General features: G+C 63.4%; 20 protein-coding genes, 2 tRNA genes and 2 pseudogenes. 7 read left to right on the forward strand and 17 right to left on the reverse strand.

Going from position 1 to position 24,440, the window contains the following annotated elements; all coding sequences use genetic code 11:
- Nucleotides 1-3: 3 nt before the first annotated feature.
- Nucleotides 4-831: an ammonia-dependent NAD(+) synthetase gene (nadE, locus tag PSEEN_RS22755; RefSeq protein WP_011535929.1), complete on the forward strand. Its 828-nt coding sequence runs from the start codon at nucleotides 4-6 to the stop codon at nucleotides 829-831.
- Between the two features lie 129 nt (nucleotides 832-960).
- Here nadE and azu read toward each other — a convergent pair whose 3' ends face one another.
- A complete protein-coding gene (azu, locus tag PSEEN_RS22760) occupies nucleotides 961-1,410 on the reverse strand; it encodes an azurin (protein WP_011535930.1) in 450 nt (149 codons plus the stop codon).
- Between the two features lie 348 nt (nucleotides 1,411-1,758).
- Between azu and PSEEN_RS22765 the strand changes: the two genes are divergently transcribed.
- Entirely contained in the window at nucleotides 1,759-2,346 is a 588-nt protein-coding gene (locus PSEEN_RS22765; protein ID WP_011535931.1) for an LOG family protein, read from the forward strand.
- A gap of 129 nt (nucleotides 2,347-2,475) precedes the next feature.
- On the opposite strand, the gene PSEEN_RS22770 is transcribed toward PSEEN_RS22765, so the two are convergent.
- The 8 genes from PSEEN_RS22770 to rnr all read right to left on the reverse strand — a co-directional run bounded on the left by PSEEN_RS22770 (nucleotide 2,476) and on the right by rnr (nucleotide 12,201).
- Nucleotides 2,476-4,773: a YgiQ family radical SAM protein gene (locus PSEEN_RS22770; RefSeq protein WP_011535932.1), complete on the reverse strand. Its 2,298-nt coding sequence runs from the start codon at nucleotides 4,771-4,773 to the stop codon at nucleotides 2,476-2,478.
- Nucleotides 4,774-5,029: 256 nt separating this feature from the next.
- Complete coding sequence (gene dnaB, locus PSEEN_RS22775) at nucleotides 5,030-6,427, reverse strand: replicative DNA helicase (protein WP_011535933.1); 1,398 nt, start codon at nucleotides 6,425-6,427, stop codon at nucleotides 5,030-5,032.
- A 113-nt stretch (nucleotides 6,428-6,540) separates the two neighbouring features.
- Entirely contained in the window at nucleotides 6,541-6,987 is a 447-nt protein-coding gene (rplI, locus tag PSEEN_RS22780) for a 50S ribosomal protein L9 (RefSeq protein WP_011535934.1), read from the reverse strand.
- Between the two features lie 20 nt (nucleotides 6,988-7,007).
- Entirely contained in the window at nucleotides 7,008-7,874 is an 867-nt protein-coding gene (locus PSEEN_RS22785) for a hypothetical protein (RefSeq protein WP_011535935.1), read from the reverse strand.
- A gap of 35 nt (nucleotides 7,875-7,909) precedes the next feature.
- The gene (gene rpsR, locus PSEEN_RS22790) at nucleotides 7,910-8,140 is read right to left on the reverse strand and encodes a 30S ribosomal protein S18 (protein ID WP_003249563.1); all 231 of its coding nucleotides are present in this window, start codon (nucleotides 8,138-8,140) and stop codon (nucleotides 7,910-7,912) included.
- Nucleotides 8,141-8,168: 28 nt separating this feature from the next.
- Complete coding sequence (gene rpsF / locus PSEEN_RS22795) at nucleotides 8,169-8,594, reverse strand: 30S ribosomal protein S6 (RefSeq protein ID WP_011535936.1); 426 nt, start codon at nucleotides 8,592-8,594, stop codon at nucleotides 8,169-8,171.
- A 293-nt stretch (nucleotides 8,595-8,887) separates the two neighbouring features.
- Nucleotides 8,888-9,631 carry a 23S rRNA (guanosine(2251)-2'-O)-methyltransferase RlmB gene (gene rlmB / locus PSEEN_RS22800; RefSeq protein ID WP_011535938.1) on the reverse strand — a complete coding sequence of 248 codons (744 nt, stop codon included), beginning with the start codon at nucleotides 9,629-9,631 and terminating at the stop codon, nucleotides 8,888-8,890.
- The gene (gene rnr, locus PSEEN_RS22805; RefSeq protein ID WP_011535939.1) at nucleotides 9,628-12,201 is read right to left on the reverse strand and encodes a ribonuclease R; all 2,574 of its coding nucleotides are present in this window, start codon (nucleotides 12,199-12,201) and stop codon (nucleotides 9,628-9,630) included. Before rnr ends, rlmB begins: the two co-directional genes overlap by 4 nt.
- A 271-nt stretch (nucleotides 12,202-12,472) precedes the next feature.
- On the opposite strand from rnr, the gene PSEEN_RS22810 reads away from it, so the two are divergent.
- The 4 genes from PSEEN_RS22810 (at nucleotide 12,473) to PSEEN_RS22825 (ending at nucleotide 15,584) form a co-directional block, all read left to right on the forward strand.
- Nucleotides 12,473-12,559 (forward strand) — tRNA-Leu (locus tag PSEEN_RS22810).
- Nucleotides 12,560-12,646: 87 nt separating this feature from the next.
- Nucleotides 12,647-12,733: transfer RNA gene (locus PSEEN_RS22815), tRNA-Leu, on the forward strand.
- A gap of 272 nt (nucleotides 12,734-13,005) precedes the next feature.
- A complete protein-coding gene (locus PSEEN_RS22820; RefSeq protein ID WP_011535940.1) occupies nucleotides 13,006-14,019 on the forward strand; it encodes an extracellular solute-binding protein in 1,014 nt (337 codons plus the stop codon).
- Entirely contained in the window at nucleotides 14,019-15,584 is a 1,566-nt protein-coding gene (locus PSEEN_RS22825) for an ABC transporter permease (protein WP_011535941.1), read from the forward strand. Before PSEEN_RS22820 ends, PSEEN_RS22825 begins: the two co-directional genes overlap by 1 nt.
- A gap of 65 nt (nucleotides 15,585-15,649) precedes the next feature.
- On the opposite strand, the gene PSEEN_RS27410 is transcribed toward PSEEN_RS22825, so the two are convergent.
- The 5 genes and pseudogenes from PSEEN_RS27410 to hflC all read right to left on the reverse strand — a co-directional run bounded on the left by PSEEN_RS27410 (nucleotide 15,650) and on the right by hflC (nucleotide 21,523).
- Nucleotides 15,650-16,534, reverse strand: a complete 885-nt coding sequence (locus PSEEN_RS27410) for a methyl-accepting chemotaxis protein (protein WP_420806631.1) — start codon at nucleotides 16,532-16,534, stop codon at nucleotides 15,650-15,652.
- Nucleotides 16,535-16,555: 21 nt separating this feature from the next.
- Nucleotides 16,556-17,704: pseudogene (locus PSEEN_RS27415) on the reverse strand (methyl-accepting chemotaxis protein); the annotation flags it as partial.
- A gap of 143 nt (nucleotides 17,705-17,847) precedes the next feature.
- Nucleotides 17,848-19,140, reverse strand: coding sequence for an adenylosuccinate synthase (locus PSEEN_RS22835; protein ID WP_011535943.1), 1,293 nt, complete (start codon nucleotides 19,138-19,140; stop codon nucleotides 17,848-17,850).
- Between the two features lie 56 nt (nucleotides 19,141-19,196).
- The gene (locus tag PSEEN_RS22840) at nucleotides 19,197-20,384 is read right to left on the reverse strand and encodes an ATP phosphoribosyltransferase regulatory subunit (protein WP_011535944.1); all 1,188 of its coding nucleotides are present in this window, start codon (nucleotides 20,382-20,384) and stop codon (nucleotides 19,197-19,199) included.
- A 269-nt stretch (nucleotides 20,385-20,653) separates the two neighbouring features.
- Nucleotides 20,654-21,523: a protease modulator HflC gene (hflC, locus tag PSEEN_RS22845; RefSeq protein WP_011535945.1), complete on the reverse strand. Its 870-nt coding sequence runs from the start codon at nucleotides 21,521-21,523 to the stop codon at nucleotides 20,654-20,656.
- On the opposite strand from hflC, the gene mprA reads away from it, so the two are divergent.
- A complete protein-coding gene (gene mprA / locus PSEEN_RS27420; protein ID WP_353620507.1) occupies nucleotides 21,516-21,596 on the forward strand; it encodes an MprA protease, GlyGly-CTERM protein-sorting domain-containing form in 81 nt (26 codons plus the stop codon). The two genes, hflC and mprA, sit on opposite strands and share 8 nt — an antisense overlap.
- Nucleotides 21,597-21,639: 43 nt before the next feature.
- Here the strand turns inward: mprA and hflK are convergent.
- The 3 genes and pseudogenes from hflK to hfq all read right to left on the reverse strand — a co-directional run.
- A pseudogene (gene hflK, locus PSEEN_RS22850) lies at nucleotides 21,640-22,701 on the reverse strand (FtsH protease activity modulator HflK); the annotation flags it as partial.
- A 96-nt stretch (nucleotides 22,702-22,797) separates the two neighbouring features.
- Nucleotides 22,798-24,099 (reverse strand): ribosome rescue GTPase HflX, encoded by a 1,302-nt coding sequence (gene hflX, locus PSEEN_RS22855; RefSeq protein WP_011535947.1) that lies wholly within the window; start codon nucleotides 24,097-24,099, stop codon nucleotides 22,798-22,800.
- A gap of 18 nt (nucleotides 24,100-24,117) precedes the next feature.
- Nucleotides 24,118-24,378, reverse strand: a complete 261-nt coding sequence (gene hfq / locus PSEEN_RS22860) for an RNA chaperone Hfq (RefSeq protein WP_011535948.1) — start codon at nucleotides 24,376-24,378, stop codon at nucleotides 24,118-24,120.
- Nucleotides 24,379-24,440: the final 62 nt, after the last annotated feature.

The raw sequence follows: 24,440 nt of genomic DNA on the forward strand, positions 1-24,440 counted from the left end.
CCCATGCAAGCCGTTCAGCAAGAGATTGCCCAGGCGCTCAAGGTGCAGCCACCGTTCGAAGGCGCCGCCGCGCTCGAGCAGGAAGTCGCCCGGCGCGTGGCCTTCATCAAGGGGTGCCTGAACAACGCCCGGCTCAAGACCCTGGTGCTGGGCATCAGCGGCGGTGTCGATTCGCTGACTGCCGCCCTGCTCGCCCAGCGCGCCATCAACGAGCTGCGCAGCGAGACGGGCGATGCCGGCTACCGCTTCATCGCCGTGCGCCTGCCGTACCAGGTGCAGCACGACGAGCACGACGCCCAGGCCTGCCTGGAGGTGATCAAGGCCGACGAGGTGCACACCGTCGACATCGCCCCGGCAGTACGCGCACTGGCTGCCGAAACCGAAGCGTTGAAGGGGGGCTCGCCAAGCCTGGTGGACTTCGTCGTCGGCAACATCAAGGCGCGTACGCGCATGGTCGCCCAGTACACCATCGCCGGCGCCCGCGCGGGCCTGGTGATCGGCACCGACCATGCCGCCGAGGCGGTGATGGGCTTCTTTACCAAGTTCGGTGATGGGGCGTGCGACCTGGCGCCGTTGAGCGGGCTGGTGAAGAACCAGGTGCGGGCGATTGCGCGCAGTTTCGGCGCGCCGGAGTCGCTGGTGGAGAAGGTGCCGACCGCGGACCTGGAAGACCTGGAGCCGGGCAAGCCGGACGAAGCGTCACACGGGGTGACCTACCAGCAGATCGATGCGTTCCTGCATGGCCAGCCGGTGAGCCAGGAAGCGTTCGACATCATCGTCGCCACCTACCGCAAGACCCAGCACAAGCGCGAGCTGCCGTTCGCGCCTTGAGGCCTGCCGGGGCCGCTTTGCGGCCCATCGCGGCACAAGGCCGCTCCTACAGAAGATATGTAATCCCCTGTGGGAGCGGCCTTTTGCCACGAAAGGAGGGCAACGCCCTCCCCCGATTTCAAATCGTCATTACTTGACGACGACCTTGCCCTTCATCATCGAGATGTGGCCCGGGAAGGTGCAGAAGAAGCTGTAGTCGCCACCGGCCTCCAGCTTGGTCGCATCGAATTTCACTTCGGTTTCTTTCTCAGGCGCGCCGATCATCTTGGTGTGGGCGATGATCGCGGCGTTGTCGGCCTTGATGTAATCCTTTTCCAGGCCCTGGGACATGCCTTCGGTGGCGATGCCCTGCATGTCGGCGGTCTTGCTGATCACCAGGTTGTGGCCCATGACGTTCTTCGGCAGGTTGCCGGAGTGGGTCAGTTTGACGGTGAACTCCTTGCAGCTCTTGTCGACCGTGATTTCCTTGGTGTTGAACGACATCTGGTCGGTCGAGTCGACAGTCACCGAACACTCGGCTGCGAAGACAGAGGCGCTGGCGAGGGTCAGCAGGGATACCGCTACAGCTTTCGCAAACATCATGAATCTCCTTGGCAGGGGTTTATCAATTGCGAGACTGCCTGAAACCGGAACGCCCGTCCCTGATGTGGATCAAGGGGTGTCAAGTGGCCAGGCAGTAGATTTGTTCAATGGATTGTATACAACCAATCAAAGTGCACATCATGCCCTCTTACTAGACGATGGGACAACCTCTCATTTAGGAGTAATTGCCATGACCTTGAACAGCCTGATGCGCAGCCTGCTGGCTGCCTATGCCAGCGGTGCCAGTGGCGCGGCGGTCTGCGAGTTCGCCCGCCCCGAGTAATCCCCCTTGGAAGCGACAGGCATGCGCCTTACCCTGTGCGCGCATGTAAAGGGAGATAAGCAATGCCTGTACGTTCCGTTTGTGTCTTCTGTGGCGCCAGTATCGGCGCCAACCCCGCCTACCGCGAAGCCGCCGTCGCCTTGGGCCAGGCCATCGCCCGTCGTGGCCTGACGCTGGTGTATGGCGGTGGCGCGGTGGGGCTGATGGGCACCGTCGCCGACGCCGCGCTGGCGGCCGGTGGCGAGGTCATCGGCATCATTCCCGAAAGCCTGATGAACGCCGAGATCGGCCACAAGGGCCTGACCCGCCTGGAAGTGGTGGATGGCATGCACGCGCGCAAGGCGCGCATGGCCGAGCTCAGCGATGCCTTCATCGCCCTGCCGGGCGGCCTGGGCACGCTTGAAGAGCTGTTCGAAGTGTGGACCTGGGGCCAACTGGGCTATCACGCCAAGCCGCTGGGGCTGCTGGATGTGAACGGGTTCTATGAAAAGCTGGGCGGGTTCCTCGACCATATTGTCGAGGAAGGTTTCGTGCGGCCGCAGCACCGGGCGATGCTGTTGCTCGGTCAGCAGCCGGAGGCGCTGCTGGAAGGGATGGATCGGTTCGAGTCGCCGCTATTGCCGAAGTGGGTCGACAAGCAGCCTGATTGAAAGCTGAAATCCTGGGACCGCTTTGCGGTCCTTTCGCGGCACAAGGCCGCTCCTACAGAAGATCGCATTCGCCTGTAGGAGCGGCCTTGTGCCGCGAAAGGGCTGCAAAGCAGCCCCAAGAAAGATCAATCAACGCGGAATGACAGGTTGGCGCGGCTTCTTGCCCTTACCACCCTTGGCCGCTTCCTTGCGCTCCTTGGCCGCCTGCTGGTTGCGGGCGAACGCCTCGGCCTTGGCCTTCTCGCGCTTGTCCCACGGCTTGCTGCCGTCGCTGGCGCGCGGTGGCAGGCCGGTGTGCTGGGTGAGGATCTTCTGGTCCTTGCCCACCTTGTGGCTGCCGGCCGGGGTCGAGTTCTTGCGCCGCGCACTCTGGTAGCTGTCGGTCTGCGGCTGGTGCAGCGGGATCAGCTGGTGCTTGCCCGGCCCGATCAGGTCGGCACGGCCCATGCGCTGCAGCGCTTCACGCAGCATCGGCCAGCCCTTCGGGTCGTGGTAGCGCAGGAACGCCTTGTGCAACCTGCGCTGCTCCTCGCTCTTGACGATCTCCACCCCTTCGCTCTTGTAGGTGACCTTGCGCAGCGGGTTCTTGCCCGAATGGTACATCGCGGTGGCCGAGGCCATCGGCGAGGGGTAGAACGCCTGCACCTGGTCGGCGCGGAAACCGTTGCCCTTGAGCCACAGCGCCAGGTTCATCATGTCTTCGTCGGTGGTGCCCGGGTGGGCGGCGATGAAGTACGGGATCAGGTACTGCTCCTTGCCCGCCTCTTTCGAGAACTTCTCGAACATGCGCTTGAAGCGGTCGTAGGTGCCGATGCCCGGCTTCATCATCTTGTCCAGCGGGCCACGCTCGGTGTGCTCCGGGGCAATCTTCAGGTAGCCACCGACGTGGTGGGTCACCAGTTCGCGCACATACTCAGGCGATTCCACTGCCAGGTCGTAACGCAGGCCCGAGGCGATCAGGATCTTCTTCACACCTGGCAAGGCGCGGGCCTTGCGGTACAGCTCGATCAACGAGCTGTGGTCGGTGTTGAGGTTTTCGCAGATGCCCGGGAACACGCACGACGGCTTGCGGCAGTGCTTCTCGATGTCGTGGCTCTTGCAGGCGATGCGGTACATGTTGGCGGTCGGGCCGCCGAGGTCGGAGACCACGCCGGTGAAGCCCGGCACCTTGTCGCGCATCTCCTCGATCTCGCGGATGATCGAGTCGTGGGAGCGGTTCTGGATGATCCGGCCTTCGTGCTCGGTGATCGAGCAGAAGGTGCAGCCGCCGAAGCAGCCACGCATGATGTTCACCGAGAAGCGAATCATCTCGTAGGCCGGGATGCGCTCCTTGCCATAGGCCGGGTGCGGGACGCGCGCGTAGGGCATGCCGAACACGTAGTCCATCTCTTCGGTGGTCATGGGGATGGGTGGCGGGTTGAACCACACATCCACTTCGCCATGCTTCTGCACCAGGGCGCGGGCGTTGCCCGGGTTGGTTTCCAGGTGCAGCACGCGGTTGGCGTGGGCGTAGAGCACCGGGTCGTTGCGTACTTTCTCGAACGACGGCAGGCGGATCACCGACTTCTCGCGGGTAACGCTCGGGCTGTCGAGAATCTGCACCACTTTGGCTTCGTTCGGGTCTTCCTGGTCGCCCTTGGCCTGCTCGATGGCACAGGCCTGGGTGTCCTGGGTGTTCACGTACGGGTTGATGATCTTGTCGACCCGGCCCGGACGGTCGATGCGGGTGGAGTCGATTTCGAACCAGCCCTGCGGCGTGTCGCGGCGAATGAACGCGGTGCCGCGCACGTCGGTGATCTGCTCGATGCTTTCACCTTGGGACAGGCGCTGGGCGACCTCGACAATGGCACGCTCGGCGTTGCCGTACAGCAGGATGTCGGCACTGGCGTCGACCAGGATCGAGTGGCGAACCTTGTCCTGCCAATAGTCATAGTGGGCGATACGGCGCAGCGAGGCCTCGATGCCACCCAGCACGATCGGCACGTGCTTGTAGGCTTCCTTGCAGCGCTGGCTGTACACCAGGCTGGCGCGGTCCGGGCGCTTGCCGGCCATGCCGCCGGGGGTATAGGCGTCGTCGGAACGGATCTTCTTGTCCGCGGTGTAGCGGTTGATCATCGAGTCCATGTTGCCGGCCGCGACACCGAAGAACAGGTTCGGCTCGCCGAGCTTCATGAAGTCGTCTTTCGACTGCCAGTTCGGCTGGGCGATGATGCCCACGCGGAAGCCCTGGGCTTCCAGCAAACGGCCGATGATCGCCATGCCGAACGAGGCATGGTCGACGTAGGCGTCGCCGGTCACGATGATGATGTCGCAGGAGTCCCAGCCGAGCTGATCCATCTCCTCCCTGCTCATCGGCAGGAACGGTGCCGGCCCGAAGCATTCGGCCCAGTACTTGGGATAGTCGTAGAGTGGTTTGGCTGCTTGCATGTCAGTGACCGGTTCTAATGTGCAGGAAAATCGCGGGCGCGGAATATAGCACAAATTTTGACCAAATCCGACGGTGGTGGTCGGATTCATGGAGCGGACGAATAACGCGACGGGCGCAGTCTCTGTAGGAGCGGCCTTGTGCCGCGAAAGGGCTGCGCAGCGGCCCCAGCAATTCAGTGGTGGTGCAAAAATGCTGGGGCCGCTATGCGGCCCTTTCGCGGCACAAGGCCGCTCCTACAGAGTTCCCGAACAGCCTTTATTCGTCGTCGTCGAAGTTGTACATGCCCGGCGCAAGGTTCTCGAAGCGGGTGTACTTGCCGATGAACGCCAGGCGCACGAAGCCGATGGGGCCGTTACGCTGCTTACCGATGATGATTTCCGCAACGCCCTTGTGCTCGGTCTCGGGGTGATACACCTCGTCGCGATACACGAACATGATCACGTCGGCGTCCTGCTCGATCGCACCCGATTCACGCAGGTCGGAGTTGACCGGGCGCTTGTTGGGGCGCTGCTCCAGGGAGCGGTTGAGCTGCGACAGGGCGATCACCGGGCAGTTGAACTCCTTGGCCAGCGCCTTGAGCGAGCGGGAGATCTCGGAAATCTCGTTGGTCCGGTTGTCGCCGGCGGACCCCGGAATCTGCATCAGCTGCAAGTAGTCGACCATGATCATGCCGATCTCGCCATGCTCACGGGCCAGCCGGCGGGTCCGCGCACGCATTTCCGAAGGGCTGATGCCAGCGGTGTCGTCGATGAACAGCTTGCGGTCATTGAGCAGGTTGACCGCCGAGGTGAGCCGCGGCCAGTCGTCGTCGTCCAGTTGGCCGGAACGCACCTTGGTCTGGTCGATGCGCCCGAGGGACGAGAGCATACGCATGATCAGCGACTCACCTGGCATCTCGAGGGAGAACACCAGCACCACCTTGTCACTGCGCAACACGGCGTTTTCCACCAGGTTCATGGCGAAGGTGGTCTTGCCCATCGAGGGGCGGCCAGCGACGATGATCAGGTCGGCGGCCTGCAGGCCACTGGTCTTCTCGTCGAGGTCGGTATAACCAGTGGAAACCCCGGTGATATCGCTGTCGGAGTTGAACAGCGTGTCGATCCGGTCGATGGCCATGGTCAACAGCTCGTTGACCCCCACCGGGCCGCCGGTCTTCGGCCGCGCCTCGGCGATCTGGAAGATCTGCCGCTCGGCGTCGTCGAGGATCTCTTCGGCATTGCGCCCCTGGGGGTTGAAGGCGTTGTCGGCGATGTCGGTGCTGATGCTGATCAGCTGACGCAGCGTGGCCCGCTCGCGGATGATCGCGGCGTAGGCCTTGATGTTGGCCACCGACGGGGTGTTCTTGGCCAGCTCGGCCAGATACGCCAGGCCACCCACTTGCGTGGACACGCCCTCCTTGTCCAACTGCTCGTGCAGGGTCACCACGTCGAACGGCTGGTTGGCATCCACCAGCTTGTGGATGGCGCGGAAGATCAGGCGGTGGTCATGCCGGTAGAAATCGCCATCCGACACTTGGTCCAGCACCCGCTCCCAGGCACTGTTGTCCAGCATCAGGCCACCGAGCACGGCCTGTTCGGCCTCGATGGAATGCGGCGGCACCTTCAGGGCAGCGGTTTGCAGGTCGAGCTGTTCGGGATGGGTGATCTCGTTCATGGCCACGAAAGAATTCTGGAAGATGAAAAAGACAAAGGGCACGGCCTGTTCAGAACAGGACCGTGCCCGATGTTAACCGCCCGGCCCGCAAGGGGCCAGCCGATCAGCGCAGCTTAGGCAGCTACGACAACCACGCGTACGGTGGCTTCAACGTCGCTGTGCAGGTGCACGGCTACGTCGTATTCGCCAACCTGACGGATGGTGCCGTTCGGCAGACGAACTTCAGCCTTGGCCACTTCAACGCCGGAGGCGGTCAGGGCGTCAGCGATGTCGTGGGTGCCGATCGAACCGAACAGCTTGCCTTCGTCGCCAGCGGTGGCAGTGATGGTCACTTCCAGCTCGGCCAGTTGGGCAGCGCGGCTTTCAGCCGAAGCTTTCTTGTCTGCTGCGGCTTTTTCCAGCTCGGCACGGCGCTCTTCGAACGCAGCCAGGTTGGCGGCGTTGGCAACGGTGGCCTTGCCGAACGGCAGCAGGAAGTTACGGCCGTAACCGGCCTTAACATTTACTTTGTCGCCCAGGTTACCCAGGTTGGCGACTTTTTCCAGCAGGATCAGTTCCATTTGGTAAAACCTCTTAACTTTTAACCTTCACCGTTCGCGGAGTCGTCACCCTGTGAAGGGGACTTGCGACCGCGAAAATCAAACAGGCTGTCGACAATGGCCAAAACCACGAGCAACGGATAAATCAGCTGCATGAGCAGCGGCAGCGTCACGTACAGCCCCACCAGCCAGAACCCGGCCAGTCGCCCTTGTGCCACCAGCCCATGAACCAGGGCGAGGGCAGCGAGCAGCAGTACCAGGCTTGATGCCGATGCCAGCACGATGAACTGTGACCCGAGGAACGGGCCCAGCACCATCAGCGACACCAGCGCCAGCATCGATACTGGCGGCAGCCTCACGTCGCGGAACTCGCGACCGAAACCGCCGGGGTTGTACAACTCGGCTTGCCAATAGCGCGCCAGCATCAAAGCCACCACGCTGAACAACTGCAGCATCACCGCACTGGAAGCGACCAGCAAAGGGCCGATCAGCTCACCAGGCAACACTGGCTTGCCTTCGAACTGCGGCAGGGCTTTTTCAAGCGCCTTGGCCAGCACTTCGAAAGTCTCGCGCAGCGCCACGTCCAGGATCAGGCCGTAAACCAGGCCTAATACGATGCTGGACAGCAGCACCCGGTTCCAGGAATGCCCGGCACGCAACAAAGCGGCCAGCCCCAGCGTCCCCAGCAGCACCAGCAAGGTGCTCGGTTCGCCGAAGAACCACATGGCCAGCGCCGGCAAAAGGCCCCAGGCGATGACCGATGACGCGTCCTTGAACCCACGCCGCAGGAACACCAGGCTCCCGGCGGCGGCACTCAACCAGAACAGCAGCGGCAGTACCGCGCTGATGACCACCACGAGGGTGGCCTGCATACGACCGCGCATGATGAAACTAGCCAACGCTCGCATGCTTATCCCTTGCTACTTAAGTCGACGACCCGGTCTCAGCGGCCGTGGCTGTCGGTGTAGGGCAGCAGGGCCAGGAAGCGGGCGCGCTTGATAGCGGTGGCCAGCTGACGCTGATAACGAGCTTTGGTACCGGTGATGCGGCTTGGAACGATCTTGCCGGTTTCGGATACGTAAGCTTTCAGGGTGTTGAGATCTTTGAAGTCGATCTCTTTCACGTCTTCAGCAGTGAAGCGGCAGAATTTACGACGACGGAAGAAACGTGCCATGTGATTGGCTCCTCAAAAGGTCCGTGGATTACTCGTCAGCGTTATCGCTGTTGTCGCTGTCATTGCTGTCGTCGCCTTCGGCGCCATCAGCATGCTCAGGACGTTCGCGACGCTCACGGCGCTCGCTGCGGTTCTCTTCGGCCTTGAGCATCTCGGACGGGCCGGTAACGGCTTCGTCGCGACGGATGACCAGGTTACGGATCACGGCATCGTTGTAGCGGAAGTTGTCTTCCAGCTCGGCCAGGGCCTTGCCGGTGCACTCAACGTTCAGCATCACGTAGTGAGCCTTGTGAACATTGTTGATTGCGTAGGCCAGTTGACGACGGCCCCAGTCTTCCAGGCGGTGGATCTTGCCACCGTCTTCTTCGATCAGCTTGGTGTAACGCTCAACCATGCCGCCGACTTGCTCGCTCTGGTCCGGGTGAACCAGGAAGATGATTTCGTAATGACGCATGAATGCTCCTTACGGGTTAGTAGTCTGCCAGTAACCTGGTCAGACAAGGAGTGAATGACACTGTCTGTCTTGCCCAAGCGAGAAGGCACATGCGCGCCTGCCAGCTCGGCAAGGGGCGCAATTGTAGAGAAGGCCGGAGGGACAAGCAAGGAGATTGGTGAATATTTGAACAATCAAGCGTCGGGGGTTCATGTAGGAGCGGCTTAAGCCGCGATCACCTGCAAAGCGGGTGCCAGGCACCGCGATGCCCGCATCGCGGCTAAAGCCGCTCCTACACGAGTTGACGCCGGCGTTCAGACTTTCTGGCGCTGGCGCACAGCCTCGAACAGGCACACCCCGGTCGCCACCGAGACGTTGAGGCTGCTGACGCTGCCCGCCATCGGCAGCTTGACCAAGAAATCACAGTGCTCGCGGGTCAGGCGGCGCATGCCCTTGCCTTCGGCACCCATGATCATCACCAGCGGGCCGGTCAGGTCCTGCTGGTAGATCTCCTGCTCGGCCTCGCCGGCAGTGCCGACCACCCAAAGGCCACGCTGCTGGAGCTTTTCCAGGGTGCGGGACAGGTTGGTCACGGCCACCAGCGGAATCACTTCCGCGGCGCCGCAGGCCACTTTGCGCACCACAGCGGTCAGGCTCGCGGACTTGTCCTTGGGGATCACCACGGCGGTGGCACCGGCGGCATCGGCAGTGCGCAGGCAAGCACCGAGATTGTGCGGGTCGGTGACACCATCGAGCACCAGGATCAGCGGCGGGGTTTCGGTGCGTTCGAGCAGTTCCTCGAGCATCAATTCGCCCCACACCTGGCTCGGGCTCACCTCGGCGACCACGCCCTGGTGCACGCCCTCGACCCAGGCGTCGAGCTCACGGCGCTCGGCCTGGCCGACCTGGACGCGGTTTTCCGCGGCCAGGGCCAGCAAAGCCTGGATGCGAGGCTCGCTGCGCCCTTCGGACAGCCAGATCTGCTTCACGCGCTTGGGGTGGTGCTGCAGCAGTGCCTGCACGGCATGCACACCGTAGATCTTTTCCAGCTGACTCATGACTTGCTCTTGCCCTTACGTGGCGCGCCGGACTTCGACGGCCCCTTGCGATGCTTGGTCTTGCCCGAAGCCTTGGCGCCCTTCTCCGCCTTGCCGCCAGCGTGGGCACTGTGCTTGGCATCGCTCATCAAGGCCTTTTTCATCTCGCGGCTCTTGCGCACCTCGGCATTACGCTGAACGGCGTCTTTCGGGAAATACGCCTCGGCGGTTTCGCCCTTGCGGCTGCGCGGCTTGGGCGAGATCTTCGCTTCGGTCGCGGGCGCGGCCTGTGCTGCCGGCTCGCCGGATGCCGCGCGCGGTTTGCGGCCGACCGGCGCATTGACGGCGGCTTCGGACATCTCGAAGTCGATCTTGCGCTGCTCGAGGTCGACGCGCATGACCTTGACCTCGACCGTGTCGCCCAGGCGGAAACTGCGCCCGCTGCGCTCGCCGGACAGGCGGTGGTGCACAGGGTCGAAGTGGTAGTAGTCGCCCGGCAGGGCACTGACGTGCACCAGGCCTTCGACATAGATGTCGGTCAGTTCGATGAACAGGCCAAAACCGGTCACCGCAGTGATCACGCCCGGGAAGGTTTCGCCCACACGGTCGCGCATGTACTCGCACTTGAGCCAGTTGACCACGTCGCGGGTGGCCTCGTCGGCACGGCGCTCGGTCATCGAGCACTGCTCGCCCATCTGGTCGAGGGTGTTCTCGTCGTACGGGTAGATACGCGCCTTGGGGATGCTCATGGCACCGGCGCGCTTGACGTGCGGGGTGTCGACCTTCGAGCGGATCACGCTGCGGATGGCGCGGTGCACCAGCAGGTCCGGATAACGACGGATCGGCGAGGTGAAGTGGGTGTAGGCTTCGTAGTTCAGGCCGAAGTGGCCATTGTTCTCGACGCTGTACACCGCCTGGCTCAGCGAACGCAGCATGACGGTCTGGATCAGGTGGAAATCCGGGCGCCCGGCGATGCTCGCCAGCAGTTGCTGGTAGTCCTTTGGCGATGGATCCTTGCCCTTGTGCAGGGTCAGCCCCAACTCGCCGAGGAAGGCACGCAGCTTTTCCAGGCGCTCAGGCGGCGGGCCGTCGTGCACGCGGTACAGCGAAGGCACGTTGTGCTTCTGCAGGAACTCGGCGGTGGCGACGTTGGCCGCCAGCATGCATTCCTCGATCAGCTTGTGGGCGTCGTTGCGCACAGTCGGGCGAATTTCGTCGATCTTGCGGTCTTCGCCGAAGATGATGCGGGTTTCCTGGGTCTCGAAATCGATGGCGCCACGGGTGTGACGGGCATCGACCAGCACCTTGTACAGGTTGTACAGGTTCTTCAGGTCCGGCAGGACTTCCTTGTACTCCTCGCGCAGCGCCTTGCCCTCACGGGTGCGAGCATGCTCGAGCATGCTGCTGACCTTGTTGTAGGTCAGGCGGGCATGGGAGTGGATGATCCCTTCGTAGAACTGGTAGTCGACCATCTGGCCGGCCTTGTTCATGGTCATTTCGCAGACCATGGCCAGGCGATCGACGTGCGGGTTCAGCGAGCACAGGCCGTTGGACAGCTCCTCCGGCAGCATCGGTACCACGCGCTCGGGGAAGTACACCGAGTTGCCGCGCTGCTGAGCTTCGACATCCAGGGCCGAGCCCAGGCGCACGTAGCTGGACACGTCGGCGATCGCCACGTACAGGCGCCAGCCACCGGAGAACAGGCGCAGCTTGCCCAGGGGTTCGCAGTAGACCGCGTCGTCGAAGTCGCGGGCGTCCTCGCCGTCGATGGTGACGAAGGGCAGGTGGCGCAGGTCGATGCGCTTCTCTTTATCCTTCTCCTCGACTTCGGAGCGGAACTTGCGCGCCTCCTTGATCACCTCCTGCGGCCAGACATGCGGGATGTCATAGCTGCGCAGGGCGATGTCGATCTCCATGCCCGGCGCCATGTAGTTGCCGATGACCTCGACCACGTCGCCCTGGGGCTGGAAGCGTGGGGTCGGCCAGTGGGTGATCTTGATCGACACGAACTGGCCGATCTTGGCGCCGCCATTGCGACCGGCAGTCACCAGCACTTCCTGCTGGATCTTCGGATTGTCCGGGGTCACATAGCCGATGCCGCCCTCTTCGAAGTAACGGCCGACCACGCTTTCGTGGGCACGGGAGATGACTTCGACCAGCACGCCTTCGCGGCGGCCACGGCGATCGACGCCGGAAACCCGGGCCAGGCCGCGGTCGCCGTCGAATACCAGGCGCATCTGCGCCGGGCTGAGGAACAGGTCTTCGCTGCCGTCGTCGGGAATCAGAAAGCCGAAGCCGTCGCGGTGGCCGGAGACACGGCCGCAGATCAGGTCGAGCTTGTCTACCGGGGCATAGGTGCCGCGCCGGGTATAGATAAGCTGGCCATCGCGCTCCATGGCACGCAGGCGGCGGCGCAGGGCTTCGATCTGGTCTTCTTCGTAAAGACCGAACTCTTCGGCCAGCTGTTCGCGCGCGGCCGGTTCACCACGGTCGGCGAGGCGCTGCAGGATCAGCTCACGGCTGGGGATGGGGTTGTCGTATTTTTCCGCTTCGCGAGCGGCCTCGGGATCGAGGGATTGCCAATCGGCCATCAGAAGGGGTTCACCTTGGGGTATATAGATATGAATTCTGGCATAGGCGTATTGAAACCGGAAATGTCAGCCTTGGACAGCCCCGGCAGCACGTCCATCGCGCGGCAATAGGCCCACGGAATCAACAAGTTGAATTTTTTGAAATTTTTTTCGTTCGGGGGCTTTACAGCCATCAGGAGCGTCCGTATAGTGCGCACCACAACGACGGACAACCCCGAAGTTGTAGTAGAGATGAACGGCGCTGTAAAGCATCTTGTAATCTCGAATGTGTGCCCAGGTGGCGGAATTGGTAGACGCGCTGGTTTCAGGTATCAGTGACTTAACGGTCGTGGAAGTTCGAGTCTTCTCCTGGGCACCAAGATTTTCAAGTAATAGATGACCAAGGATCTGTTACTACTGTGTGAAAGCGAACGATGATCGCCTTCAGCAGATGATTCAAAGCTTTGCCCAGGTGGCGGAATTGGTAGACGCGCTGGTTTCAGGTATCAGTGACTTAACGGTCGTGGAAGTTCGAGTCTTCTCCTGGGCACCATACAAAAACCCACTAGCTTGCTAGTGGGTTTTTTCTTGCCTGCGATTTTTTGCAGCCACCCGACGCGCCCCCCTGTAGGAGCCGGCTGTGCCGGCGAACACCGGCACAGCCGGTGCCATGCTCCGCGGCGCCTGGTTCGCCAGCAAGGCTGGCTCCTACGGGTTGTGCTGCGCGCGCACCCGCCCATGAATTTCCCGTCACGCGCCCATTTGAGAAACAATTTCGTTTACCATTGTTTCCAAATATGTAGCCGTAAGCGAGGAAGTACCCGCATGACGATCCGCCCGCAACCGCTGATGCGCACCCTGGCCGCTGCCCTCCTGAGCCTGGTGATCGGCGCACCGGCCGCCCTGGCAGACGAACCGGTCACGTTGACGATGTACAACGGCCAGCACAAGGAAATCGGTGACGCCATTGCCAAGGCCTACGAGGCCAAGACCGGCATCCATATCAATATCCGCAAGGGCAGCAGCAACCAGCTGGCCAGCCAGATCATCGAGGAAGGCGAGCGCTCGCCGGCCGACATCATCTACACCGAGGAATCCCCGCCCCTGAACAACCTGGGCGAGCTGGGCCTGTTGGCGAAGATCGACGATGCCACCGCGAACATGATGCCCAAGGAATACGTGGGCGCCAATGGCACCTGGATGGGCATCACCGCCCGCACCCGCATCGTGGTGTTCAACCCGAAGAAGATCGACGAGAAAGACCTGCCGACGACCGTGATGGACTTCGCCAATCCTGAATGGGAAGGGCGCGTCGGCTACGTCCCCACCAGCGGCGCTTTCCAGGAACAGGCCGTGGCCATCCTCAAGATGCACGGGCGCGAGGCCACCGAAGAATGGCTGACGGGCCTGAAAGCCTTCGGCAAGGTCTACACCAACAACATGGTTGCGCTGAAGGCCGTGGAAAAAGGTGAAGTCGCCGCCGTGCTGGTCAACAACTACTACTGGTATGCCCTGGAGCGCGAACGCGGCAAGCTCGACTCCAAGCTGTATTACCTGGCCGATGGCGATGCCGGCAACCTGGTGACCATCTCCGGCGCCGCCGTGGTCAAGGCCAGCAAGCACCCGAAAGAAGCCCAGGCCCTGCTCAACTGGATGGCCAGCGAAGAAGGCCAGCGGGTGATCACCCAGACCACCGCCGAGTACCCACTGCACAAGGGCATGGTTTCGGATCGCGGCCTGAAGCCGTTCGAGGATCTGCGCCCGCCGAAGATCTCGCCGGCCGACCTGGGCAACGCCGAGGAAGCCATCGAGCTCGAACGTGAGGTTGGCCTGCTCTGATGACCGCCGCCCTGCCCTCGCCCACCTTGTCGCACTTCGTCCCGAAACGCAGGCGCCCGTCCATCTGGGTGGTACTGCCCGTGCTGTTCCTGGTGGCGATGAGCCTGTTGCCGTTGCTCTACGTCGGGCTCAAGGCCTGGGAAGCGGGCTGGCACGAAGCCCTGCGCCTACTCTGGCGCCCCTTCGTCTGGGGGCTGCTGCGCAACACCCTGCTGCTGATGGTCGGCGTCACCGTGCTGTGCCTGCTGGCGGGCGTGGCCCTGGCCTGGCTGCTGGAGCGCAGCGACCTACCAGGGCGCCGACTGTGGGGCGTGGTGCTGTGCCTGCCGTTTGCCGTGCCGTCGTTCATCAGCAGTTTCACCTGGGTGTCGCTGAGCTCGGACTTCGAAGGGCTGGGCGGGGCAATCCTGGTCATGGCACTGTCGAAGTACCCGCTGGTGTTCCTGCCGGTGGCCGCCACCCTACGCAACCTCGACACCTCGCTTGAGGAGTCGGCGCGCACCCTGGGCTGCAGCCGCTGGGGCGTGTTCCACAAGATCACCCTGCCGCTACTATGGCCGTCAATGCTCGGCGGCGCGCTGTTGATCGCCCTGCACATGCTGGTGGAGTTCGGCGCCCTGTCGATCCTTGGGCTGCAGACGTTCACCACGGCGATCTACCAGCAGTTCGAGCTGGAGTTCAGCAACGCCAACGCAGCCATGCTCTCGGCAGTGCTGCTGGCGCTGTGCCTGTTGATGCTGTGGCTGGAATTGCGGGTACGCGGCAAGGCACGGCATGTACGTATCGGCCAGGGCGTGGCGCGTCGTGCGCAGCCGGTACGCCTGCGAGCCTGGATGCCACTCGGGCAACTCTTCTGCCTGGCGCTGGCAGTGCTGGGCAGCGGTATTCCACTGGCCATGCTCGGCTATTGGCTGAGCGTGGGTTCGTCGGCGGCCTTCCCGGTGGCGGCGATCAGCAAAGCGTTGCTGACCTCGCTGTCGGTGTCGCTGGGCGGTGCCGGTTTCTGCGTGCTGCTGGCCCTGCCGATCAGCTTCCTGGTGGTGCGCTACAAGGGCCGCCTGGCGATCTGGGCCGAACGCCTGCCATACCTGCTGCATGCCCTACCCGGCCTGGTAATCGCGCTGACGCTGGTGTTCTTCGCCCTTCACTACGTGCCGGCGCTGTACCAGACCACCGCGTTGCTGATCCTGGCCTATGCCCTGCTGTTCCTGCCGTTGGCGCAGTCACCGGTGCGCACCGCGCTGAACAAGGCCTCGCCGACCCTGGAAGAGGCTGCTCGCACCTTGGGCGCCAGCAGCTTCGCGGCGTTCTGCCGGGTCACCTTGCCCATCATCTTCCCGGCGATGGCTGCGGCCTTTGCCCTGGTGTTCCTGGATGCGATGAAAGAGCTGACCGCCACCCTGCTGCTCAGCCCGACCGGCATGACCACCCTGGCCACCGAGGTGTGGGCGCATACCGCCAACGTCGAGTTCGCGGCGGCGGCGCCTTATGCGGCGTTGCTGATCGTGGTGTCGGGGTTGCCCGTATATCTGCTGACCACGCGGATGTATCTGAACAAGGCGTGAGCCCCCTGTTCGCCGGCAAGCCGGCTCCTACGGGTTTCGTGTAGGAGCCGGCTTGCCGGCGAACCTCAGGCCCTGAACTGCCCCAGGCTCGCCCGCAACTGCGCCGCCAGGTCATCCAGCACCTTGCTGCTGGCCGTGGTCTGCATCACCACTTCGGCTGAACGCTCGGCCTGGGCATGAATGGTTTCCACCCGCCCACGCACCGCCTGCGCGCCATGGGCCTGCTGCTCGGCTGCACGAGTGGCCAGGCCGATCGCCGCATGCACCTGCTCCACCGCCGCCTGCACCGATTGCTGGCGCCGCTCGTTGTCGCGCAGCACCAGCAAGCCTTCACTGGCCTGGCGCCCGGCCTGGCTGATGGTCGCCACGGCCTCCTTGGCGCCCTGCTGCAAGGCGACGATATGCGACTGGATATCCCCGGTCGAACTCTGGGTCTTGCTCGCCAGCGCCCGCACCTCGTCGGCCACCACGGCGAACCCACGCCCGGTCTCACCCGCCCGCGCCGCCTCGATGGCCGCATTGAGCGCCAGCAGGTTGGTCTGTTCGGCGATACCATGGATCACCGTCAGCACGACTTCGATCTGCTCGCTCTGCTTGGCCAACCGTTCGATCACTTGCGAGCCGGTTTCCACCTCACCCGCCAGGTTCTCGATCAGGCGCGCCAACTGAGTGGAGGCGCGACTGTTCTCGTCGGTGGCCTGACGGATGTCCACCACCTGCTGCAGCGCGGCCTGCATCGCATGGCTCTCGGCCTGAGCTTCGTCCGCCATGCTCGACAGGTCGCGCAGGCTGGCGGCCACCTCATCACGCTGCAAGGCCGCAGCAGCATCGGCCCCAGCATTGCGCTGAGCCATGCTGCCGATCTCCACGCCGGTGCGCTGCGCCACTTCACCGGCCTCACGGACAATAGGCTGCAGCTTGTCGACGAAGCGGTTCACCGCCGAGGCCATGTCACCGATCTCGTCACGGCTGTCCAGCTTCACGCGCTTGGTCAAGTCGCCCTCCCCGGCGGCCAGGTCATTCAGGGCGGCGATCAGCAGGCGCAGCTTGCTCACCACCCGATGGCCCAGCACCACGGCCACCACCAGCAGTACACCCAGCCCGACCAGGACCAGGCCCAGGCCGATGCGCCAGCGCAGCTCGCCGGCTGCATCACGCACGGTCTGCGCAGTGTTGGCCTGCATTGCCGTGGCGCTGTTCTGCGCGGTTTCCAGGCGTGCCCGCAGTGCCTTGCCGCTGTCGGCGGCAGCGGCCACCAGGCTGTCGCCGACCAGCTGCTCGCCACTGGCGATCAGTGCCGCGAAACGTTGGTCGAGGGCCTTCAGTTCCTGGTCGACACCGGCCGTGGAAACGCCCATCAGCACCTTGCCGATCTCGGCACCGTTGGGGCTGATCGAGGCTTCGACGAAGTACACCGAAGCATCCTTGCGCGCCGCGTCCAGCACCTTGTCCAGCGCCCGCTCGCCCTGACCCTTGTCCATCAGCGCCTGGTTGATCGGGTTCTGCCGGTTCAGGTAACGGGTCAGGTGCTGGCCCTGAGCGTCGTCGTAGATCACGAACAGCACATTGGGGTTGCGCTGGGCGCGCCGAGCGAAGTCCGAGAGCGTCGGCACATCGTTGTCCCAGATGGCACGCGGCGCCACGGAGGCAAGCAGTTCGGCCATGTCGTTGGCCGAATCCTTCAGGTTCTTCTCCAACGTCGCGCGCAGTTGCTGCTGCTCGCTCTGCAGGCGCTCGGAAAGACCGGCGCTCAGGCGTTGACGGGTGCTGGCCGACAAGCTGTCGAGCCCGGCGCGCACATCTTGCCCGGCTTGCTCAAGCTCGGTGGCCAGTTTGCGACTGTCATTACCCAGCCGCTCGCCCAGATCGGCCTCCAGGGCCGTGACCGTGCTCCGCGTCAGTGCAACGGCAACCAGCACCTGCACCAGAAGAGCGATACCAAGCGCAACAAACACAGGCCGCAAGAGGCGGCTTCGTAACAATGAAAGGATGGCAGACACGTTGTAACCCTCGTGTTTCCGGCGCCATTGCTTTGATGGCATCTTCAGAATCTTCTTACAGCAAGGGTTGTGCCTGAGGCAGCAGGTATAAACGCCAATCCAGGTAACAAGGTGAGGCATTTATGCATTTCGACCCGGTAGGAGCCAGCCTTGCTGGCGAAGCAGGCAACGCGGCGGATGGCCCCCACCTGGACAGGGCACATACGAAAACGCCGCGCCCCCTTGCGGGAGCGCGGCGTTCAATCAGCTACCGAAGTGGCTGATCAGGCGAACGGATGACGCAGCACGATGGTCTCGTTGCGGTCCGGGCCAGTCGAGATGATGTCGATCGGCGCGCCGACCAACTCCTCGATGCGCTTGATGTAAGCGCGCGCGGCTTCTGGCAGCTCTTCCAGGGTTTTCACGCCCAGGGTCGACTCGCTCCAGCCTGGCATCTGCTCGTACACCGGCTCCAGGCCGATGTAGCTGTCGGCATCGGAAGGCGCGTCGATGACGGCACCGTTCTCGTTCTTGTAGCCCACGCAGATGTTGATGGTTTCCAGGCCGTCCAGTACGTCCAGCTTGGTCAGGCAGATGCCCGAAATGCTGTTGACGTCGATGGCGCGACGCAGGATCACGGCATCGAACCAGCCGCAACGACGGGCACGGCCGGTGGTCGAACCGAACTCGTGGCCACGCTTGGCCAGGGTGGCGCCAGTCTCGTCGAACAGTTCGGTCGGGAACGGACCGGAACCGACGCGAGTGGTGTAGGCCTTGGTGATGCCCAGGATGTAATCCAGGTACATCGGGCCAACGCCGGAACCGGTGGAAATGCCGCCAGCGGTGGTGTTCGAGCTGGTGACGTACGGGTAGGTACCGTGGTCGATGTCCAGCAGCGATCCCTGGGCGCCTTCGAACATGATGTCCTTGCCGGCGCGGCGCAGGTTGTGCAGTTCGGCGGTGACGTCGAGCATCATCGGCTTGAGCTGCTCGGCGTAGGCCATGCACTCGTCCAGGGTCTGCTGGAAGTCGATGGCCGGCTCTTTGTAGTAGTTCACCAGCTGGAAGTTGTGGTAGTCCAGCAGCTCACCGAGCTTGGCGGCGAAACGCTCGCGGTGGAACAGGTCGCCGACGCGCAGGCCGCGGCGTGCAACCTTGTCTTCGTAGGCTGGGCCGATGCCGCGGCCGGTGGTGCCGATCTTGGCTTCGCCACGGGCTTTTTCACGGGCCTGGTCGAGGGCCACGTGGTACGACAGGATCAGCGGAGCAGCCGGGCTGATGCGCAGGCGCTCGCGCACCGGCACGCCTTTCTCTTCCAGCTTGGTGATTTCACGCATCAAGGCGTCCGGTGCAACGACCACGCCGTTGCCGATCAGGCACTGCACGCCTTCACGCAGGATGCCCGAAGGAATCAGGTGCAGAACGGTCTTCTCACCGTTGATCACCAGGGTGTGGCCCGCGTTGTGGCCACCCTGGTAGCGCACTACGGCGGCAGCATGTTCGGTCAGCAGATCGACGATCTTGCCTTTGCCCTCATCACCCCACTGGGTGCCCAGGACGACGACATTCTTACCCATAACACTTGTCCTCATTCACGCAAACTTGGTTGCCGGCCCACTGCCGGCGAAGAATCTCAATGGGTCAGCGGCAGAACCTGCCAGCGCCCGTCTTGCTGAATCAATTGCCGATCACAATCCGCCTCGAGAGCAGCACTCAGCGGTTGGCCAGGCAGGGCCTGGACCACACGCTGGCCCTCGTTGCGCAACTGGCAGACATGCTGCCAGAGGGCCGCATCGCTGCTGTCGGGCATCCAGATGCCGCCAGCAGGCAATACGACCTCCGCTCGCCCCAGTGTGACCAGGGTCTTCAAATCCGTGGAGAAACCGGTGGCCGGGCGTGCCCGGCCAAAATCAGCGCCGATGTCGTCGTAGCGGCCGCCCTGGGCGATCGATTGACCTTCGCCAGGAACGAACACGGCGAACACCACGCCGGTGTGATAGTGATAGCCGCGCAGCTCGCCGAGGTCGAAGTACAGCGGCAGGTCCGGGTAGCGCGACGCCAGGCGATCGGCGATCGCCAGCAGGTCGTCCAGCGCCGCCAGCACGCTGGCCGGGGCACGGCCCAGGCGCACGCGGGCCTCGGCCAGCACTTCGCGGCCACCGCACAGCTCGACCAGGGCGCGCAGCATGTTGCCCAGGTCCTTTGGCAGGTCGGCGGTGAGCGTCTGCACTTCGTCGACCGCCTTGCGCTGCAGGGCGTCGAACAACTGCTGCTCCACGTCGCCGGACAGGTTGGCGGCACGGGCCAGACCGCGGTAGATACCGACATGGCCGAGGTCCATGTGCACATCCGGCACATCGGTCAGCTGCAACGTGGCGAGCATCAGGCTGATGACTTCGACATCGCTGGTTGGGCTGGCATCGCCGTACAGCTCGGCGCCCAATTGGATCGGGCTACGCGAAGTGGACAGGGCTCGCGGTTGCGCGTGCAGCACGCTACCGGCATAGCACAGGCGGCTCGGGCCTTCGCGGCGCAGGGTGTGGGCGTCGATACGCGCGACCTGCGGGGTGAAGTCGGCACGGAAGCCCATCAGGCGCCCGGATTGCGGGTCGACGACCTTGAAGGTGCGCTGGTCCAGGTCCTGGCCGGCGCCGGTGAGCAGCGACTCCAGGTACTCGATATGGGGTGTGACAACCAGCTCGTATCCCCAGCTCTGGAACAGGTCCAACACCTGCCGACGCGCGATCTCGATGCGCGCAGCCTCAGGTGGCAGTACTTCCTCGATGCCATCTGGCAAGAGCCAGCGGTCTACCGTTGCCATTACGCCATTTCCCCTTTGGTCCGGGCGGCCTGCCTGGCGGCGAGCCTTGAGTGAAACGGATCCTGGCGGACAGCAGCGGGCAGGACCGAGCCCAGCGCAGCCACCGTTACCAGCACCCTCGAATACCTTGCGCCGGGGCCGCTCTTGGGCCAATGAACCTTACAGACGCAAAAAAGCCGGGAATTTCCCGGCTGACTCATCATACACCCCTTTTCGCTCGGGATGCACCCCGCCTGGCATTTTAGCAGCCGGGCGGGGCGCTCCTCGCGTCAGGGCTTGCTCTTGTCCAGGTAGCGGAAGAACTCGTTCTTCGCATCCAGGACCAGCACGTCGCTCTTGCTGGAGAAGCTTTCGCGGTAGGCCTGCAGGCTACGGTAGAACGCGTAGAAGTCAGCGTCCTGCGTGTAGGCTTTAGCGTAGATGGCAGCCGACTGGGCATCGCCGTCACCGCGGGTCTCTTCCGCTTCACGATACGCCTCGGCCAGCAGCACACGGCGCTGACGGTCGGCGTCGGCACGAATACCTTCGGCCAGCTCGTTACCCTTGGCGCGGTGCTCGCGGGCCTCACGCTCACGCTCGGTGCTCATGCGGTCGAACACGCTGCGGTTGACCTCCTTGGGCAGGTCGATGGCCTTGACGCGAACGTCGACCACTTCGATACCCAGCTCCTTGCTGGCCATGCGGTTCAGCGAGGCGGTGATGTCGCTCATCAGCGCGTCACGCTCACCGGAAACCACTTCGTGCAGGGTGCGCTTACCGAACTGGTCACGCAGGCCGCTTTCCAGGCGGCGCGACAGACGCTCGTCGGCGATCTGCTTCATGCCCGAGGTCGCGGTATAGAAGCGCTCGGCGTCCTTGACCCGCCACTTGGCGTAGGCGTCGACCATCACCGCCTTCTTCTCCAGCGTCAGGAAACGCTGGGTCGGGGCATCGAGGGTCATCAGGCGGGCGTCGAACTTGCGCACCTGGTTCACGTACGGGACCTTCACATGCAGGCCAGGCTGGACATCGGCCTTGACCACGCGACCGAACTGCAGCAATACCGCGCGCTCGGTTTGCGAGACGATGTAGAAGCAGTTCCAGGCGACGACGCCCAGCACCACGGCGCCGATCAGGGCGAACAGCGATTTATTGCTCATCAGCGGCTCTCCCTGGAACGCAGCGGCGGTTGTTGTTGCAGGTCTTGCGCGCTACGCGCGGCGGCGTCGTTGACCGACGGCGATACGCTGCTGACCGGCGCTGCACTGCTGCGGCTGCCTTCGACCATCTTGTCCAGTGGCAAGTAGAGCAGGTTGTTCTGCCCGTCCTTGGCCGTTACCAGGACCTTGCTGGAGTTGCTGTAGACCTCCTGCATGGTTTCCAGGTAAAGACGCTGGCGAGTGACCTCCGGTGCCTTGCGGTACTCGGCGACCAGCTTGGTGAAGCGGTCGGCCTCACCCTTGGCGCGAGCGATGACTTCGTCGCGGTAGCCGTTGGCGTCCTCGATGATGCGTTGCGCCTGACCACGGGCTTCGGGCACCACGCCATTGGCGTAGGATTCGGCCTGGTTGCGGGCACGCTGCTCGTCTTCGCGGGCGCGGATCACGTCGTCGAAGGCTTCCTGCACTTCACGCGGGGCGGCCGCACTCTGTACGTTCACCTGGGTGACGGTGATACCGGTGCGGTACGTATCGAGGAAACGCTGCAGGCGCTCGCGGATGTCCACGGCCATCTGCTCGCGGCCTTCGGTCAGCACCTGGTCCATCGAGGTGGAGCCCACCACGTGGCGCAGGGCGCTGTCGGTGGCATGCTGCAGGCTGACTTCCGGCTGGTCGACGTTGAGCACGAAGTCCTGCAGGTTGCTGATGCGGTATTGCACGGTCAGCGGCACCTCGACGATGTTCTCGTCTTCGGTGAGCATCTGGCCCTGCTTGGTGTAGGCCCGCTCGCGGGTCACGTTTTCCATGTACTTGCGGTCGATCGGCGGGAAATAGATATTCAGGCCGGGACCGACGGTTTCGTAATACTTGCCGAAGCGCAGCACCACGGCCTGCTCCTGCTCGTCCACCACGTACACGGCGCTGTACAGCCAGATCGCCGCCAGCACCGCCAGGCCAACGCCCAGCAGGCCAAAGCCGCCACCCTTGCCGATATTGCGGTCACCGCCGCTGCGTTTCTTGCCACTGCCGAACATGCCGTTCAGGCTGTCCTGCAGCTTGCGGAAGGCCTCGTCGAGATCCGGTGGACCTTTCTTGTCGCCACCACCGCCGCCGCCGTTACGGCGACCGCCCCAAGGATCCTGATTGTTCGAGTTGCCACCCGGCTCGTTCCAAGCCATAGCGCTCTCCATCTGATAAAGCAAAGACGCGCCCACGGCGCGCCGTCCAATGCTACAGAATGCCTGTCACCGCTGCCCGACGACCTCGACGGGCATTTATTGCAAAGTGTGTTGCTCGACAAACACTTGCGGCTCCATGCCCTCGCGGCTGACCAGGCGATTCAACTCGACCCTGGGCAGTCGCACGCTCAGCAAGCTGCGCCCTTCTTCATCATGCTCTTCACTCTGCACGGCGCCCAAGGCAAAGAATTGCGCGCGCAGGCGGGCAAACCGTTGCTCCAGGCACAGGGTTCCGACATACAGGTCGTCCCCCAGCAACTCGGCGATTGCCTGGCCAACCAGCTCCAGGCCACGTCCATCACGCGCCGATACCCAGACCCGCTGCGGCTTGCCATCGGCATCGCGCTGGATCTGCGGCTCGACATCTTCAAGCAGGTCGAGTTTGTTATAGACCTCGAGGATCGGCAAGCTCTCGGCCCCGATCTCCCCCAGCACCGCCAGTACCTGCTCGATCTGTTCCATACGATCAGGCTCGTGAGCATCGATCACATGCAGCAGCAGGTCGGAGTTGCTCGACTCTTCGAGCGTAGCCCGAAATGCCTCGACCAGCTTGTGCGGCAGGTGGCGGATGAAGCCCACGGTGTCGGCCAGCACGATCGGCCCCAGGTCGGCCAGCTCGAGCCGGCGCAGCGTGGGGTCGAGGGTGGCGAACAGCTGGTCCGCGGCATACACCTCGGACTGGGTCAGGGCATTGAACAGGGTCGATTTGCCGGCGTTGGTGTAGCCCACCAGCGACACCGACGGGATGTCCGCGCGCTTGCGCCCGCGACGGGCCTGTTCGCGCTGGCTGCGCACCTTCTCAAGGCGTGCCTTGATCTGGCGCAGGCGCACCCGCAGCAGGCGGCGGTCGGTTTCAAGCTGGGTTTCACCCGGGCCGCGCAGGCCGATACCACCCTTCTGGCGTTCAAGGTGAGTCCAGCCGCGCACCAGCCGCGTGCTCATGTGCTCGAGCTGGGCCAGTTCGACCTGCAGCTTGCCTTCGTGAGTACGCGCCCGCTGGGCGAAGATGTCGAGAATCAGCCCGGTGCGGTCCAGCACGCGACACTCGAAGACGCGTTCGAGGTTGCGTTCCTGGCTGGGCGTGAGGGTGTGATTGAAAATCACCAGGTCGGCTTCGGCGGATTTGACCAGGTCGCGCAACTCCTCGACCTTGCCGCTGCCGATCAGAAACTTGGCGGTGGGCTGATGCCGCGCCACTGTTACCAGCGAAACGATATCGGCGCCGGCCGACAGCGCCAGCTCCTGAAACTCCTGCGGGTCTTCGCGCGCCTCAGGGTTCTGACCTTCCAAGTGAACGAGCAACGCTCGCTCACCACCACCGTGGCGCTCAAAGAACAATGCAGGCTCCTACTTTTTTCAAGCGTTGCCTGGCTCGCTGTCGCCGTGCTCGGCATCGGACGGGCTTGGCAGACGAACCGGACGGGCAGGTACGACGGTCGAAATGGCGTGCTTGTAGACCATCTGGCTGACGGTGTTCTTCAGCAGCACGACGAACTGGTCGAAGGATTCAATCTGACCCTGCAGCTTGATCCCGTTGACCAGATAGATCGAAACCGGGACTTTTTCTTTTCTCAAGGTGTTCAAGTAAGGGTCTTGTAGCGAATGCCCTTTTGACATATGCCGCACTCCTGTAAGGATCAATAGTAGAAAAACAAGAAATTCGATGATTCATGCCGCCT

Source organism: Pseudomonas entomophila L48 (genome assembly GCF_000026105.1).
In the GTDB taxonomy this organism is placed as follows: Bacteria; Pseudomonadota; Gammaproteobacteria; order Pseudomonadales; family Pseudomonadaceae; genus Aquipseudomonas; species Aquipseudomonas entomophila.